Raw genomic sequence first — 14,325 nt, 5'->3', positions numbered from 1 at the left:
CGCTTATCGGACACCCTTTTTTAATAGAAGGAGATAGATTTGTACTGTATACTATTTGAAAAGAGGTGAACGTACAGATGATAAAAAAAGGATTCAGTCTTGCCGTTATCATTGCTGTTGTGGTGATCGGTTTTATGCAAAAAGACGTCTGGCTCGGCATGATTCGGGCGGGCGGAATGTACGCCGTGCTTATGAGTATCCTGCTGGTCGCAGCTGACGTATTTTTTCCGATTGTTCCATTCGCCATTATCGCGGCCTTAAACGGAGCGGTCTTCGGGATTGTAAACGGGGTGTGGATTACATTGTCAGGCGCGATGCTCGGGACAATGGCCTTGTTTTTTCTCGTCCGGTACGGATTCAGAGACTGGGCCAGAAAAAAGCTGCGGTCTTACCCGGCCGCGGCCCAGTATGAAGATTCATTCCATCAGCACGCGTTTACGGCGGTGCTTTTCGGGCGGCTGATTCCGATTATACCGTCGCTTGCCATGAATACCGTATGCGGGCTGAGCAACATACGATGGCCGATCTTTTTTTCCGCATCGGCGCTCGGCAAAATTCCGAACATTGTGATCGTGACAGTCGCAGGCGCTTCATTTACAAGCAACAAACTGCTGTCTTTCGGAATTTACGGAATGTATATGCTCGTGTTAATGGCGGTCATTTATAAAAAGTTTCCCGGCCTTTTAAAAACGACGAAAAAATGAAGCGCGTACCGCCCTCTATACCGGCGGTACGGCTCCTCTCATTCTTAGAACCTTTCCGTTTAATTCTGAACCGAGCACTTTCAGGTTTTGCTTTTTGTAAAATGACAGGGCCGCTTTATTGTCCGGAGAAACTCTAAGATGATATTCCGAAACACCGTTCGTTCTGAAAAACTGATTCGCGTATTGATGGAGCTTCGTCCCGTACCCCATTCCCCTCTGCCGCTCAGTAATATAGTAAAGGTGCACATAACCGATTTTTTGATCGCGATAAAGTTTAATGGAGGCTTCAAGCTGTCCGATCGGCTGCCCGTTATGAAAAAGCAGCACAAAACCGTCGGGAAAGCTCTTAATTTGAGATGACAGCCATCTGAGATACTCATCCTTATTAAAATGATCCGCCGTGCCAAAGCTGACGAGAAACGAATCTTTGCGAAATGAAACGGCCGTCTCTTTATGTTTGTTTAAATTGATTCGCTTGAAATCCATCAAGTGTCCTCCTTTTTGCGGCCGCAAGTAAGAATGAGCATAAAACGGCTGCCAACATCAGCATAACGGCTGCGCCTGTGATGACGATATGGCGGACGGAAGAACTGACTGCCGCGGCTCCGAAAACTGCCGTTATCAATATAATGAAGACGGCTTCAACTAATGAATAAAAACTGCCCACCCTCCCCATAATGTCCACTGGAACATTTTTTTGATAAAACGTCTGAAATCCCGTATTGGCAAATGCCAAGAAAAAAGCCAGAACGAAAAACCCGCAAGCAGCCGTCCAAAAAACGTAAGAAAACGCATAAATCATATATCCCGCCGCTGTGAAAAAAGAGCCCATTCCCATCAATAAAGAAGCCGGCATTTTTTTATTAAAGAACACATTGACAAGCGCCCCCGCTATAACCCCTGCCCCTGACACACTGACGAGAAAACCGTAATCAGCATCAGTCAGCTGAAGAACCTCTTTTGAAAAAGCGACTTCAAGCGAATCAAGTGCAGACAACATCACGGTCATGACCAGACTGAATAAAAAATAAATGATCATGACGTTTCGCGCCGTTCGGCTGAAGCGATATACGAGCTTCCAATCTTCTTTGCACACTGCCAAAGAAAGCTTCTGTCTGGGAGAATGTACGTGAGGCTCATTTTCAAGATTCGGCAGCATCATCGTGATGAAACCGGACAGCATTAAAGCAGACGCATTCACCCAAATCGCAAAAATCGGCGTGCCGACGATAAAAAGCAGCCCGGTCGCAGCCGGCCCGAGGAGAAAAGCCCCTGATTCCGGCAAAGCCCTTAGTGAATTGAATCGTTTTCTCCTTTCAGCCGGGATAAGCATCGTCACATACGCCATGGAACACGGACGAAACATCGCATTAGCCATATGAATCAAAAACACGATACAATAAACGGAATATAGAGACCATGCAGTAAACATCAGCGGCAGAACGGCAATGAATCCAGCCCGGATGAAATCAAGCGACATCATCATACTCCGTTTGTTACACCTGTCGATGATGCTGCCCGCCCACCCATTTGTCATCAAAACAGCCGCAGGCCTGATTAAATAAAGAATGGAAACTGCAAAAGCAGACCCCGTTTCTTTTAAGACAATAAGATTAAGAGACAAAAAATAAATCCATTCACCAATATTCGCCACCCCGATTCCGGTTAACAAAAGCACCGGCTGCCGCCAAGACTTCCAGTTTTTCATCTTATCCCTCCCTCAGAAAATAAAAAACGCCCTCAAGACAATGAAGTCTTGAGGACGGGAAACAGCCCGCTATGCCACCTCAATTCGGTTTGGCGCCGGCCTTGCCGGTACAAAGCTTACTCGGTAACAGGAGTATCCGCCGCATCATCCTCGTTTTACATGATTCCGATGCGAAGCTAAGAGGTTTGTTTCAACACATCCATTCATACTCCTTCCCAGCTCCCGGAGCTCTCTGTCATGAATGATATCTGTCTACTCTTCTCTTCAGCGCTTTTCACGTTATATTCTTTTCGACCTTACTTTTTTTAACAATATACAGGCTCAATCAGAAAAAATCAAGAGGCTGTAAGAAATAAAACTTGCCTTTGATTAATTTCCCTGTACAGACACAAACAGCCTGACTGCCACATACAGTTACATATAGGCTTTTGCCTACATAACTTTGTGGAGGTGAGGATGGTGACAGGTGTTTTTGCAGCGCTCGGGTTTATTGTGAAAGAACTCGTGTTTTTAGTATCATACGTGAAAAATAATGCCTTTCCACAACCGCTCTCAAATCATGAGGAGAAAAAATACTTAGACCTTATGGCCGAAGGAGATGAACACGCCCGCAATATGCTGATCGAACATAATCTCCGTTTAGTCGCCCATATTGTAAAAAAATTCGAAAACACGGGGGAAGACGCAGAAGATCTGATCTCCATCGGTACAATCGGGCTGATTAAAGGCATCGAAAGCTATTCAGCCGGAAAAGGCACGAAGCTTGCGACATATGCCGCACGATGTATTGAGAACGAGATTTTAATGCATCTGCGCGCCTTGAAAAAAACGAAAAAAGACGTTTCCCTTCATGATCCGATCGGCCAGGATAAAGAAGGGAATGAAATAAGCCTGATCGATGTCCTCAAGTCGGAAAGCGAAGATGTGATCGACACCATTCAGCTCAACATGGAGCTTGAAAAGGTCAAAAAATATATCGACATTTTAGACGACCGCGAAAAAGAAGTGATCGTCGGCCGCTTCGGCCTTGATTTAAAAAAAGAAAAAACGCAGCGCGAAATCGCGAAAGAGCTCGGCATTTCAAGAAGCTATGTGTCGCGGATTGAAAAACGCGCGCTGATGAAGATGTTTCATGAGTTTTACCGGGCGGAAAAAGAGAAGCGTAAGAAATCTAAGGGAAAATAAGCGAAAAGCCGGATCTGACATTCCGGCTTTTTCTGTTTTACGAAGACTTTTTGAAAAAGAGATGTGACAGTTCCTTACATATACTCTATCAACCTGGATCAAAAAGCTGAATATCCCCCTGTTTATTCACCTCCACATGTAGCTTGATATCTCATCATTTATATGTTCAATCATGTATAACGAACGCGGCATGATCAATACAACATAAGAGGCATTTCATTTCCCTCTTATCGTTAATTTATTTAACCGTCACAATTACTCATTTATACTTAAGTTATTGAATTATTTCCCTTTAATATCCGCACATTGTTATCAATAAAATATATTTCATTTCACAATCATGATTTGATTATTTTAGAAATTCTGCTCATTCACCTGATACTAAAAGGAACTAAAGTGACAAAAAGTAACTAAAAAAAGAGATATCAACCTTTTTAATTCAAAGTACCCAAATACATTTCCATTATTTTTGTTACAATAAATGCATAAGTTATTTTTCATCCATATTTATTGAAGGAGGACATATAATATGGGCGAGTCGAAAGATTTAAAACCTAAAGTAGAAAAAAGCTTCGAGATAATTGGGAAAAAGTGGACAGGGTTAATTATTTATGTGCTAATGAGCGGTCCTAAGCGCTTTAGTGAGTTAAGCGAGAGCATGCCGTCCTTAAGCAGAAGGATTTTAACGGAACGGATTAAAGAATTAGAAGAACAGGGAATTGTTGTCCGAAATGTAATCCCCGATCGTCCGATACGTTCTGAGTACTCTTTAACTCAAAAAGGAACAGAATTAGGAAAAATATTAGGACCGATTAGTCAATGGGCGGAAAGCTGGGTCAAGGATTGACAGTTCTTTTAGTATCTATGCCAATAAACACAGCGCTGTTTTTAATTATCTAATAAGGAAGGAAGATCTCCATGTCTAATGTTCTCTATATCACAGCACATCCTCTGCCTGAAGATGAATCACTCAGCATGACCGTAGGAAAAGAATTCATTGATAGTTACAAACAAACACATCCTGAAGATGATGTTGTCCATTTAGATTTATATAAAGCTGATATTCCTTATCTAGACGCAGATGTATTTAATGGTTGGAAAAAACTTCGCTCTCAAGCTTCACTTCAAGATTTATCAGCGGATGAACGGTTAAAAGTCGCCCGTTTAGCTGAATTAGGCGGACAATTTTTGTTAGCTGATAAATATATTTTTGTAACACCTATGTGGAATTTTTCCGTTCCAGCCATCATGAAGACCTATATTGATGCAATCGCAGTGTCAGGTAAAACCTTCAAGTATACTAAAGAAGGTTCAAAAGGATTACTAAAAGGAAAAAAAGCTCTCCATATCCAATCGCGGGGAGACATCTACTCACATGGTCCTGAAATGGAAAGAGAGATGGGAAACCGATACTTAGAAGCGGTTATGGATTTCTTTGGTATAAAATCGTTTGAAAGCATTATTATTGAAGGGCAAATGAAGTTTCCGGAACAAGCTTCTCAAATTAAAGATAAAGCAATGCAGCAAGCCAAAGAGATGGCTAAACAATTTTAATCCAACACATCATAAGGCCTTGAACCTTATCAAGGCCCTTCAAGTTTCTACAAGCTTTTTTGTTTTATACATCTTCATATACTTATTCCTCTTTTTCTTTAAACGTAAATAGCTCTCGCACACCTCCAACCTGCTTGATTTATACGACCGTTCCCTCAATAAACACTTTCCCAGCAGATATTAATGTTTCTGCCATTTGAGATCCACCTTTCTTTTTTATATGTTAGTTAACAAACCACACATCACCTATGCGATAAACTAACCTAAGTAACCAATAGTAACTTAGGTTAGTTTTTTTCGTTGCGACTGATTTTTTCTTTTGAAATCAGATTTCATATAAATGAACCATTTTTATTATTTCAGACCCGAAACATCAAGAATGGTCTAATTGAAGAACTAATCAGAAAAAAGAAACGTAAAATAAAATCGTTGACTATTTTAGTTACCTAAGTTACTATTAGTAACGTAAAGTGACGAAACAAAACTAGCCACTTTTAATACATCAAGGGTTTGGGAAAGAAGGTTTGGATCAAATGGATATTTTCTTAGCCATTCTTCCTGCAGTATTTTGGGGAAGTATCGTCCTCTTCAATGTCAAGTTAGGCGGAGGACCTTATAGTCAAACACTTGGAACAACGATTGGAGCACTGATCTTTTCAGCTGTTACCTATCTTGTTATTCATCCAGTTTTGACGCCCGTTATCTTTATTGTAGGAATCGTTTCTGGGTTGTTTTGGGCTGTTGGGCAAAGTAATCAGTTAAAAACCATTGAATATATTGGTGTTTCTAAAACGATGCCTATTTCAACAGGTATGCAGCTCGTATCAACAGCTTTGTTTGGGGTGATTGTTTTTCATGAGTGGTCAACAGTCACTACAGTTCTATTGGGAATACTAGCCCTCATTTTTATCGTGATTGGGATTGTGTTAACCTCTCTTGAAAGCAAAAAAAGTAAAGAGCAATCTGGGCAATTTAAGAAGGGCATTATCACACTCATCATATCTACGATTGGGTATTTAGTATATGTGGTCGTTGCACGTTTGTTTAACGTTGATGGCTGGGTGGCTTTATTCCCTCAAGCTATCGGTATGTTTATCGGCGGACTCATCCTCACTTATAAACATAAGCCTTTTAATAAATACACAATTCGCAACATTATTCCCGGTCTTATATGGGCTGCGGGTAATATGTTCTTATTTATTTCCCAACCTAAGGTAGGGGTAGCGACAAGTTTTTCACTATCACAAATGGGAATCGTCGTGTCAACGCTTGGAGGTATCTTCTTACTAGGCGAAAAGAAAACAAAGCGTCAGCTTATTTCGATTTCAATTGGCATTGTGCTCATTATTTTAGGCGGAGTGCTGCTGGGAATAGCAAAAAGTTAAAATACATGTTGAAACTAAACAGTAAGAATATCTATTAAAAAATAATCGTTAGAACCAGGAGGAACTTATCATGTATAAAGATTTAAAAGATAAAGTAGTCGTAATTACAGGCGGATCTACAGGCCTGGGACGTGCAATGGCTGTTCGCTTCGGTCAAGAAGAAGCAAAAGTTGTTATTAACTATTACAACCATGAAGAAGAAGCTTTAGATGCGAAAAAAGAAGTAGAAGAAGCAGGCGGACAAGCAATCATCGTTCAAGGTGACGTAACAAAAGAAGAAGACGTTGTAAATCTTGTTCAAACAGCTATTAAAGAATTCGGTACACTAGACGTAATGATTAACAACGCTGGTGTTGAAAACCCAGTTCCTTCTCATGAGCTATCTCTAGATAACTGGAACAAAGTTATTGATACAAACTTAACAGGTGCATTCTTAGGAAGCCGTGAAGCAATCAAATATTTCGTTGAAAACGACATTAAAGGAAACGTAATTAACATGTCCAGCGTACATGAAATGATTCCTTGGCCATTATTTGTTCACTATGCAGCAAGTAAAGGCGGAATGAAACTAATGACGGAAACATTGGCTCTTGAATATGCGCCAAAAGGTATCCGCGTAAATAACATTGGACCAGGTGCGATGAACACACCAATCAACGCTGAAAAATTCGCAGATCCAGAACAACGTGCAGATGTTGAAAGCATGATTCCAATGGGTTACATCGGTAAACCAGAAGAAGTAGCAGCAGTAGCAGCATTCTTAGCATCTTCTGAAGCAAGTTATGTAACGGGTATTACACTCTTTGCAGATGGCGGTATGACGAAATATCCTTCTTTCCAAGCTGGAAGAGGTTAATAAAAATAAGGCCTTAAGGCTTTAGAGAAATTAAAAATAGAAGTCTGCGGACACTGAACTTATAGCACTAGTGCTGTTGGTTTGGTGTCCTTTTTTATATACTTTCAAAGCAGCTGATTGTATTGAACAAATAGGTTCATTTTATCTACTTGTGCGTTTTTTTATTAGTCATGCGCTTTGCGGTATTTTGTCTGCATATCATTTTATATTCAATTTGGCCAGAAAAAGGGCACTGTTTTCAGTCCGTCCAAGGAAAAAAGGAAGGGTTCTTCCCTTCCTCTAGCCCTAACTTAATCTCCTGCAATTTTGAAACCAACATTTGAAGCTGGATCACGCTTTATTGCCGAAATTTTCACAACACACTTAGTATATCAGCTTTCTAATGTCAATAATTGAAATTTCCATTCACCCTCTGTACGCAATTTACGGTTCAATCAAAAGTTACAGATCGAATTTCATGGCGCCTATCGCTTTTACAATTTTCGGATCTTGGTGCGATCCGAAAAGACTTTCTCCTTTATCAAGGGTGGAAATTTTTTCGATATCCTCTAAGCTCAACTCAAAATCGAAAATGTCAAAGTTTTCGACAATCCGTTCTTTGCGGACCGATTTTGGAATCGTAACGACTTCACGCTGAACAAGCCAACGCAGCACGACCTGGGCGACGGATTTATTGTGTTTTTCCGCAATGGAAGTCAACACTTCGTTGCTGAACATGTTATTGCGTCCTTCAGCGAACGGTGCCCACGACTCGTGTTGTACTCCCTGCTCTTTCATAAAAGCAGCACTTTCTTTTTGCTGATAGAATGGATGTGTTTCGACTTGATTGACGGCTGGCACGATTTCATTATGCATGATGAGATCCATAAGACGGTCGGGGTAGAAGTTGCTGACTCCGATTGCCCTGATTTTGCCTTCACGGTACAAGTCCTCCATCGCACGCCAAGCGCCGTAGTAATCGCCGTATGGTTGGTGAATAAGGTATAAATCAAGATAATCCAGCTGCAGCTTACTCAATGATTTGGCAAAGGCTGTCTTGGCGCTTTCATAGCCGGCATCCTGAATCCAGAGCTTGGTCGTAATGAATAGCTCCTCACGCGGTACGCCGCTCCGCTTGATTGCACGTCCGACTGCTTCCTCGTTTAGGTAACCGGAAGCGGTGTCAATCAGGCGGTAACCGGCCATCAGCGCTTCATATACTGCGTTTTCACATTCTTGAGCATCGGGGACTTGGTACACACCGAAGCCGATAATTGGCATTTTCACTCCATTGTTTAATGTTACGGTTTGCATTGTAATTCCTCCTATTGTTCAAAGGTAGAACGACAAACGGCACGCATCCCGAAAATCGGGCACTGCAGAATGAATTCCGCTGCGGCTGGTTTGCGTTATAATAAGCTTATTACCTTCATGTAACACGAAGGCAAGCACTTTTTTAAAAAAATTTCAAAGGAGGATTACACATGCATACAGTCAAAGAAGCAGCGATGATAACCGGACTCACCGAGCATGCGGTGCGCTTTTACACGGATAAAGGCCTGGTGCCGAGCGTACAACGAAATAAAAACAATATTCGTTTGTTCGACGAAGAATCAATCAACTGGCTGTTTGGCGTCAAATGCCTCAGGCAATCCGGGATGCCGATTGAAGTTATTAAAACGTACGTGAATCTCTGTCTTGAAGGAGATTCGACCATTCCACAACGGTACACACTCATGATGGAGCATAAAGAAGATGCGCTCGCCCAGCTCGAAGAAGCCAAACAGCACATTGCCCATTTGGAACAAAAAACCGCCCTATATCAGGCCATCATGGAGCACCGCTCTTTTGATACAACCAATCCCGCCAACTGGGAAAAAATACAGCATATGCATAGTGACGTATTTTACTCGCCAGATGCTCGGAAAGTGTGAGAGATATTTATGAGCACATCAATGGCTCTTAAACTCCTAAATTAGAATCCATATTGAATATGCTAAGTTTGATGACATATTATGAAGGGATTAAATTTGTTTATACGGCCATAGGGCTGCAAGTCCTTAAATTTTTTCTTAAGGTTACTTTCTATTAATAGAGGTCGCATCTGGATGCGACTTCTTGTTCGATGTTGTTTTCAAGTGTGTCAGTTGTTTCCACGATTTAATGGTGTTCACTGACACTCCGTACTTCTCGGCAAGGTCCTTGTATTTCATAACTTTAAGGTAGTCTTTATGCGTTTGAATGTACTTTTCTGCCATCTACATCCACCGCCGCCTGCTTTGAATTGAGTTGTTTTGGAAAGTAATTTCTAAAACAACTCAATTCATTACGTTGACTAAATTGCATATTCTGAGTATTAAAAAGTACAAAAAAAGATACCCTTTGAGGTATCTAGTTTATAAAGTACTAAAAGAAGCCATTGACATGAAAATAGAGTTTAAGTGTCTATTGTCCTTATTTAGATCAACAACTTCTTCGAGGCACTGCTCATAAAATTTAGTTCCAATTCCGGTTAACTTCCTTATTACGTGTTCATTCATTTCATGTTTCAACATATTTACCACGGAGTATTTTATTAGACCATTTAAATCACTTCTATCTATACTATTCTTTAAGAAGTTAGCCGTATCAGCTGTAATCTTTTTTAATTGCTCTCCCTCAAATTCAATAAGTAAAAAATCGTTATCTTTTTTAAAAGTAAGTTCATTTACTAATTTTAAATATTTTTCAAATTGATCTCTGAAATTATTAGGTAAAGGCACAGAATAATCATTTATCTTTAAATTGTTATATTTAAGGTCTAGATTATTTTTTTTCAAGTTGCAAATTATTTCATAGCGTACCCCAGTTAATATTATCAATTTAATGATTATTGCTGATCTAAATTTATTAAAATATCTTTTCTCTTCAAAGGCATTTATATATATATCATCTGAATTTAATGTTTCATCACATTGCTTAATAAGATCATTAACCTCTTCTTCAAGTAATGTATTAAAACCGCTACTGTCTTTTAATATAGAGTTGTTTGAGATAAATTCATTCATTTTATATCTATATGATGAATGATTGCTAGCTGATAAATTTAACTCTCTTTCAAAGTCGAGGTTCTTGATACAATGTTCAGATTGGAGATACATAAAAAATTTTTTTATAACAACACTATACATATAAGCAGTTTCTTTTTTAAAAATTTTTTTCTTGCTCTGTGATCGATTTTCAATATTGAATTTTAAAGAATCAATTATCCTTTCTGTTCTAACACCTTGGAGAAAATCTATAATTGTATCATCAGTGACCTTTAAATGTCTCAGATAATCTTTAAAAGCCTTCAAATGAGTGAAATATGTATAAGGTACACTTTCAAGAAAAGATTCAAATATTTGTTCCATTTTACTCATCTCCCATCTTATTATCGACGAAAAACAATGATAATGGAACCATTTGCAAAATTTGTCGACAAAAAAGCACCCTACAGGATGCTTTATTTTCTGCTCTTGATGTAATCTTCCTTACTGATACCTAAAAGCTCCGCAGAATGCTCATCAGCTGAATGTTCTAAATGGTGCATTTGGTATTTAACGAATTCTTCTTCTGTAAATACCTTTTTGTCGATAAGAATATCAATAAGAGCTTCTATTGTACATTGACGGTTTACCGATCCGTATGCTAACTATTCTAACAAATGTTGTTGATTAACATTAATTGGGCTAGGTGGGCGCGGCTCTCACGGTTAATCCGACCAAGTCGAAATCCTTACTCGCCTAGAGGGGTGTGGTTATGGAAATCCACATCAAAATTTCCCGAGAGTTTGCAGTCGCTATTTTGATTGCAATCGCTCATGCCTTTCTCCGTTAGGAGAAAGGTTATTTCTAACGCGAATGATTAAACGATCCGCACCGACCTGCCTCCCATTTGACACTACAGATTTTTTCAGATTCAACAAACGCTCAAAGTGGCAACCTGGGCATAAATGGATGATGAACTCATCTTTCATTTTGCGTACAGTTTCCCTTGAAATGCCAAGGTGAAGGCCAATAGCACGGTAACTCATCCCCTCCCTCATGCAATCATAAATAACTTTGTGTTGCTCTCCTTTGGTTTTTCCGGCGCCTAACTCAACTGCATATACTCGTTCCTCATAGTATTTAAGACGTTTGAAAAGAGGCTCTTCTCTCATATCCATTTGTCGCAACTCAGCCTGACTCTTCCCAGGACTTCCTTTTGGCATAGCTGCTTCTAATCCATATTGAGCAACACCCCAATTTTTCATAGGAATTGTTGAACCATAAAGTACCCTTTGCAATCGATGAACCTCTTTCACCATCCAGTGATAGCTATTGATTAGATTTTCAATGCCTTTTCGATTCATGAATAGGTCCTCCTTTTCCAAATAAAAACGACACTAAACAAACAGCGTAAATAATACTGTAAGTTCAGTGTCCGAGGCTCTCCGTCTTGGACTTAATCTTTTAAATTTAATAATAAATCATTCAAATCGCAAATAAATTTGTAAACAACTTCGTGAAATTCTTTGCAAAATTCCCTATTTAGTATATGTATTCTGTCACGGTCATCAATTTCAATATAATTGGTTTTTCTAATAATTTGAATTAATTCTTTTTGCTTTGTTTCATCTGGTATCATTGTTATTATTCCTGAATTGTGAATATAACAATTTCTAATCTTAGAATAATCAACAATTTTATTCCAAACATTGTTCGAGAATATTTCTGACTCTTTAAATTTCTCATTACTTTTATATCTTAATTTAAAATAACTTTTGGCTTTAAAAATCCCTCTATCATACTTAACTTTGTCTAAAATTGCTTTATCTAAACATCTGCTTATAAGGTGGTACTCTAAAAAGCTATATATACTCGTGAATACACTACTTCTCAAAATTGAAGGATATGTGCTATTGAAGTCATGATATTCATCAATATAATAATCCCAATAATCTTCTTCAATTTCTGGGCTCAATTCTTTTGCTTCATTTTCATACCGCATTTTTGATTTTTCAAATCTGTCTTCAACGTCATCCAAATATTCAATAAACTCATTTAAAGGTGACAAAACCCTTAAATAGAAAGCAACACCTGATCCCTTTAAAAACATTACTATCCTCCAGCGTTTTTGTTTATTTTACTACAAAACCACTTTTAAAGTGCCTTTTTAATAAACTATCATTCATTTTAAACCCTATCTCATGATCAACCCGCGCAAAGCTACCCTTTACAGTTTGAATCACTGTTTACCATGCTCCGGAGCATCTAAGACATGGGCAGTACCTTGATTCCCATCTAAAACAATAATTTTAACCTTCCCTTGGTCAATCTTCTGCTGAATAGTGAAGCCTTTTTTGATGTTTATTTCTCTTGGATTGTACACTCAAAGCGCTCCCTGTGTGTTATGATAGAAGGACCAGTTCATATCAAGAACACTGAGGCTAAGCGCTTCGGTGTTTTTTATTTTTAGGCAGAAACCTCTTTTATCTTGATCTCCACTCTCGGCTCTGCGCTATAAAACTTGCTTACTTTCAGATCCCCAACCTGACTATCCTCTTTGTAAATAAGATGATTCAGGGATCTTTTACACCCTTTACATAGTTATCAATATCAAGCTTAGTTGTCGGCTGCAGAAGTCCCTTTTCAGCTTGTTCTTTCTTCTTTTTTGAGTTTGAAACTGATTTCGGCATAGGTCTATACACTTTGACATCCATAAAGACAGGACCAGTAATAATTGTTTCTGGACGATGCTGAGACGCAACCAATGCCACATACTGTTTGAAATACTTTGATTTCGTTGGATCACGCATATGCACCTTCCCATTTCGTATTGATCCACTGGCAGCCCCTGTGCGATTGGCTCACCATAAACAATGAACTTAATGCAATTCAACTGTTCTTTACCTCCCGTCAAGCTGTTCCCATAGCTGAATTTCTTTTTCTATTCTCGGTGCGGAGACTAAAATTGTCAGCAGAGACACGACTGCTTTAAGCACTCAGCAACCGCTCTATTTATTTTTTCCTCAAGTAAACGGATTAGTTAGCGTAATTCTGTAAGACTTAGAGGTCCAAATATATAAAGTCCATCAGCTGCTTTTACATTCGTTTTTTCCTTCATTCCCAAGCACCTAACCTATGATTTAATTGCATTCGATCGCCTTTAATAATCACTATGTAATCACGATACATCTGGTAAATTCGTGAACCAAGAGCCTCGTCAATGTCCAAAATCTCATCGAGTATTAACTCCGAAGAAATCAGCAAAGGCTTGTGATTCAAATATCGATAATTTAAGACTGACTGGATTTGATCAACCTGCCAATCGTTTGCCCTTGGATCACTGTTTCTACAGGCTTGCCATCAAAAGGATCGGCTTCTCGCACGCTTGGTTTTCTGTATTTTCTTTGTTTGAAGGCTCGGAATCGATAATTTCTGAACTGTCTGTTTCATTAATAACTGCTTTTTAGAAAGAATCCCCCACTTGCTCAAAACTGCTTTTCATACAGGCTTAAGTGCCATCGCATCCCCGTCATTTTTCCATCCAACATCAGACTTACTGAATTTCTTTTTGTGCTTTTCTGCTTGTGCCTTTGTCCAATACACTGTTTTTCGAAGCCATTTATCAACTCAAAATAAGCTGCATAACCAATTACCGCATCTGATTCTCGTTTTTCAAAATCAATCTCCTCAGTCAGCGGATGGCACTTCTGCAATTCGCCTTCATGAATCGGTATGCAATTGATGGACTTATATCGGCCTGTTCGCAAAGCAAGCTTGTATGTACCCAAGCAGTAAACTGTGTAGCCCTCTTTTCTAACACTTCCTCAACCTTTCATGATCGCTCCTTGCTGTTTCACAGGAACGCTTTTCATACATACTAATAAAACCTTGTTAAAACTTTACAAGACAAACTGAATTGACTATAGTCTAATTAGACCAAATATTG

Annotated in this window: 12 protein-coding genes, 6 pseudogenes and 1 other annotated feature; of the genes and pseudogenes, 7 read left to right on the top strand and 11 right to left on the bottom strand. The window is 39.1% G+C overall.

The genetic code is table 11. The features are described from left to right. The first annotated feature begins 77 nt into the window (after window positions 1-77). A complete protein-coding gene (locus ACXN9U_RS02565; protein ID WP_049627059.1) occupies window positions 78-704 on the top strand; it encodes a TVP38/TMEM64 family protein in 627 nt (208 codons plus the stop codon). Window positions 705-719: 15 nt separating this feature from the next. Here the strand turns inward: ACXN9U_RS02565 and ACXN9U_RS02560 are convergent, their stop codons facing one another. Then, complete coding sequence (locus ACXN9U_RS02560; RefSeq protein ID WP_489202136.1) at window positions 720-1,190, bottom strand: GNAT family N-acetyltransferase; 471 nt, start codon at window positions 1,188-1,190, stop codon at window positions 720-722. Beyond that, entirely contained in the window at window positions 1,156-2,412 is a 1,257-nt protein-coding gene (locus ACXN9U_RS02555) for an MFS transporter (RefSeq protein WP_489202135.1), read from the bottom strand. The genes ACXN9U_RS02560 and ACXN9U_RS02555 overlap by 35 nt, the downstream gene beginning before the upstream one ends. A 47-nt stretch (window positions 2,413-2,459) precedes the next feature. Next, window positions 2,460-2,689: a binding site (T-box leader), on the bottom strand. Between the two features lie 179 nt (window positions 2,690-2,868). Here ACXN9U_RS02555 and sigK point away from each other — a divergent pair. The 5 genes from sigK (at window position 2,869) to gdh (ending at window position 7,392) form a co-directional block, all read left to right on the top strand. Continuing rightward, window positions 2,869-3,597 (top strand): RNA polymerase sporulation sigma factor SigK, encoded by a 729-nt coding sequence (sigK, locus tag ACXN9U_RS02550; protein ID WP_438420269.1) that lies wholly within the window; start codon window positions 2,869-2,871, stop codon window positions 3,595-3,597. 529 nt (window positions 3,598-4,126) lie between these two features. Further along, window positions 4,127-4,444, top strand: a complete 318-nt coding sequence (locus ACXN9U_RS02545; RefSeq protein ID WP_060964703.1) for a winged helix-turn-helix transcriptional regulator — start codon at window positions 4,127-4,129, stop codon at window positions 4,442-4,444. Between the two features lie 71 nt (window positions 4,445-4,515). Then, entirely contained in the window at window positions 4,516-5,151 is a 636-nt protein-coding gene (locus tag ACXN9U_RS02540; protein WP_060964702.1) for an FMN-dependent NADH-azoreductase, read from the top strand. 533 nt (window positions 5,152-5,684) lie between these two features. Then, entirely contained in the window at window positions 5,685-6,536 is an 852-nt protein-coding gene (locus tag ACXN9U_RS02535; RefSeq protein ID WP_489202480.1) for a RhaT/GlcU family sugar-proton symporter, read from the top strand. A gap of 70 nt (window positions 6,537-6,606) precedes the next feature. Continuing rightward, window positions 6,607-7,392: a glucose 1-dehydrogenase gene (gdh, locus tag ACXN9U_RS02530; RefSeq protein ID WP_060964700.1), complete on the top strand. Its 786-nt coding sequence runs from the start codon at window positions 6,607-6,609 to the stop codon at window positions 7,390-7,392. 441 nt (window positions 7,393-7,833) lie between these two features. Here the strand turns inward: gdh and ACXN9U_RS02525 are convergent, their stop codons facing one another. Next, window positions 7,834-8,685, bottom strand: a complete 852-nt coding sequence (locus ACXN9U_RS02525) for an aldo/keto reductase (protein WP_060964699.1) — start codon at window positions 8,683-8,685, stop codon at window positions 7,834-7,836. A 170-nt stretch (window positions 8,686-8,855) separates the two neighbouring features. Between ACXN9U_RS02525 and ACXN9U_RS02520 the strand changes: the two genes are divergently transcribed. Beyond that, entirely contained in the window at window positions 8,856-9,305 is a 450-nt protein-coding gene (locus tag ACXN9U_RS02520) for a MerR family transcriptional regulator (RefSeq protein WP_060964698.1), read from the top strand. A 213-nt stretch (window positions 9,306-9,518) separates the two neighbouring features. Here the strand turns inward: ACXN9U_RS02520 and ACXN9U_RS02515 are convergent. From ACXN9U_RS02515 to ACXN9U_RS02480, 8 genes and pseudogenes are all read right to left on the bottom strand, one after another. Further along, a pseudogene (locus ACXN9U_RS02515) lies at window positions 9,519-9,629 on the bottom strand (phage terminase small subunit); the annotation flags it as partial. 138 nt (window positions 9,630-9,767) lie between these two features. Beyond that, window positions 9,768-10,763, bottom strand: coding sequence for a tyrosine-type recombinase/integrase (locus tag ACXN9U_RS02510; protein ID WP_060964696.1), 996 nt, complete (start codon window positions 10,761-10,763; stop codon window positions 9,768-9,770). Between the two features lie 527 nt (window positions 10,764-11,290). After that, window positions 11,291-11,743 (bottom strand): annotated as a pseudogene (locus ACXN9U_RS02505) (hypothetical protein); the annotation flags it as partial. Between the two features lie 92 nt (window positions 11,744-11,835). Continuing rightward, a complete protein-coding gene (locus tag ACXN9U_RS02500; RefSeq protein WP_060964695.1) occupies window positions 11,836-12,489 on the bottom strand; it encodes a hypothetical protein in 654 nt (217 codons plus the stop codon). 22 nt (window positions 12,490-12,511) lie between these two features. After that, window positions 12,512-12,762, bottom strand: a pseudogene (locus tag ACXN9U_RS02495) (XtrA/YqaO family protein). An 83-nt stretch (window positions 12,763-12,845) separates the two neighbouring features. Beyond that, window positions 12,846-13,189: pseudogene (locus ACXN9U_RS02490) on the bottom strand (RusA family crossover junction endodeoxyribonuclease). A 304-nt stretch (window positions 13,190-13,493) separates the two neighbouring features. Then, window positions 13,494-13,724, bottom strand: a pseudogene (locus ACXN9U_RS02485) (ATP-binding protein); the annotation flags it as partial. Next, window positions 13,670-14,164: pseudogene (locus tag ACXN9U_RS02480) on the bottom strand (recombinase RecT); the annotation flags it as partial. The pseudogenes ACXN9U_RS02485 and ACXN9U_RS02480, both read right to left, overlap by 55 nt. Window positions 14,165-14,325: the final 161 nt, after the last annotated feature.

It is taken from the genome of Bacillus sp. BACIII (genome assembly GCF_057836745.1).
This window is presented reverse-complemented; position numbering and strand designations above follow the sequence as displayed.

Excerpts from the sequence above, each read along its gene's own strand:
- gdh (WP_060964700.1), top strand. The coding sequence starts at position 6,607 with ATGTATAAAGATTTAAAAGATAAAGTAGTCGTAATTACAGGCGGATCT.
- ACXN9U_RS02535 (WP_489202480.1), top strand. The coding sequence starts at position 5,685 with ATGGATATTTTCTTAGCCATTCTTCCTGCAGTATTTTGGGGAAGTATC.
- ACXN9U_RS02540 (WP_060964702.1), top strand. The coding sequence starts at position 4,516 with ATGTCTAATGTTCTCTATATCACAGCACATCCTCTGCCTGAAGATGAA.
- ACXN9U_RS02500 (WP_060964695.1), bottom strand. The coding sequence starts at position 12,489 with ATGTTTTTAAAGGGATCAGGTGTTGCTTTCTATTTAAGGGTTTTGTCA.
- ACXN9U_RS02510 (WP_060964696.1), bottom strand. The coding sequence starts at position 10,763 with ATGGAACAAATATTTGAATCTTTTCTTGAAAGTGTACCTTATACATAT.
- ACXN9U_RS02520 (WP_060964698.1), top strand. The coding sequence starts at position 8,856 with ATGCATACAGTCAAAGAAGCAGCGATGATAACCGGACTCACCGAGCAT.
- ACXN9U_RS02545 (WP_060964703.1), top strand. The coding sequence starts at position 4,127 with ATGGGCGAGTCGAAAGATTTAAAACCTAAAGTAGAAAAAAGCTTCGAG.
- sigK (WP_438420269.1), top strand. The coding sequence starts at position 2,869 with ATGGTGACAGGTGTTTTTGCAGCGCTCGGGTTTATTGTGAAAGAACTC.
- ACXN9U_RS02560 (WP_489202136.1), bottom strand. The coding sequence starts at position 1,190 with ATGGATTTCAAGCGAATCAATTTAAACAAACATAAAGAGACGGCCGTT.
- ACXN9U_RS02555 (WP_489202135.1), bottom strand. The coding sequence starts at position 2,412 with ATGAAAAACTGGAAGTCTTGGCGGCAGCCGGTGCTTTTGTTAACCGGA.
- ACXN9U_RS02525 (WP_060964699.1), bottom strand. The coding sequence starts at position 8,685 with ATGCAAACCGTAACATTAAACAATGGAGTGAAAATGCCAATTATCGGC.
- ACXN9U_RS02565 (WP_049627059.1), top strand. The coding sequence starts at position 78 with ATGATAAAAAAAGGATTCAGTCTTGCCGTTATCATTGCTGTTGTGGTG.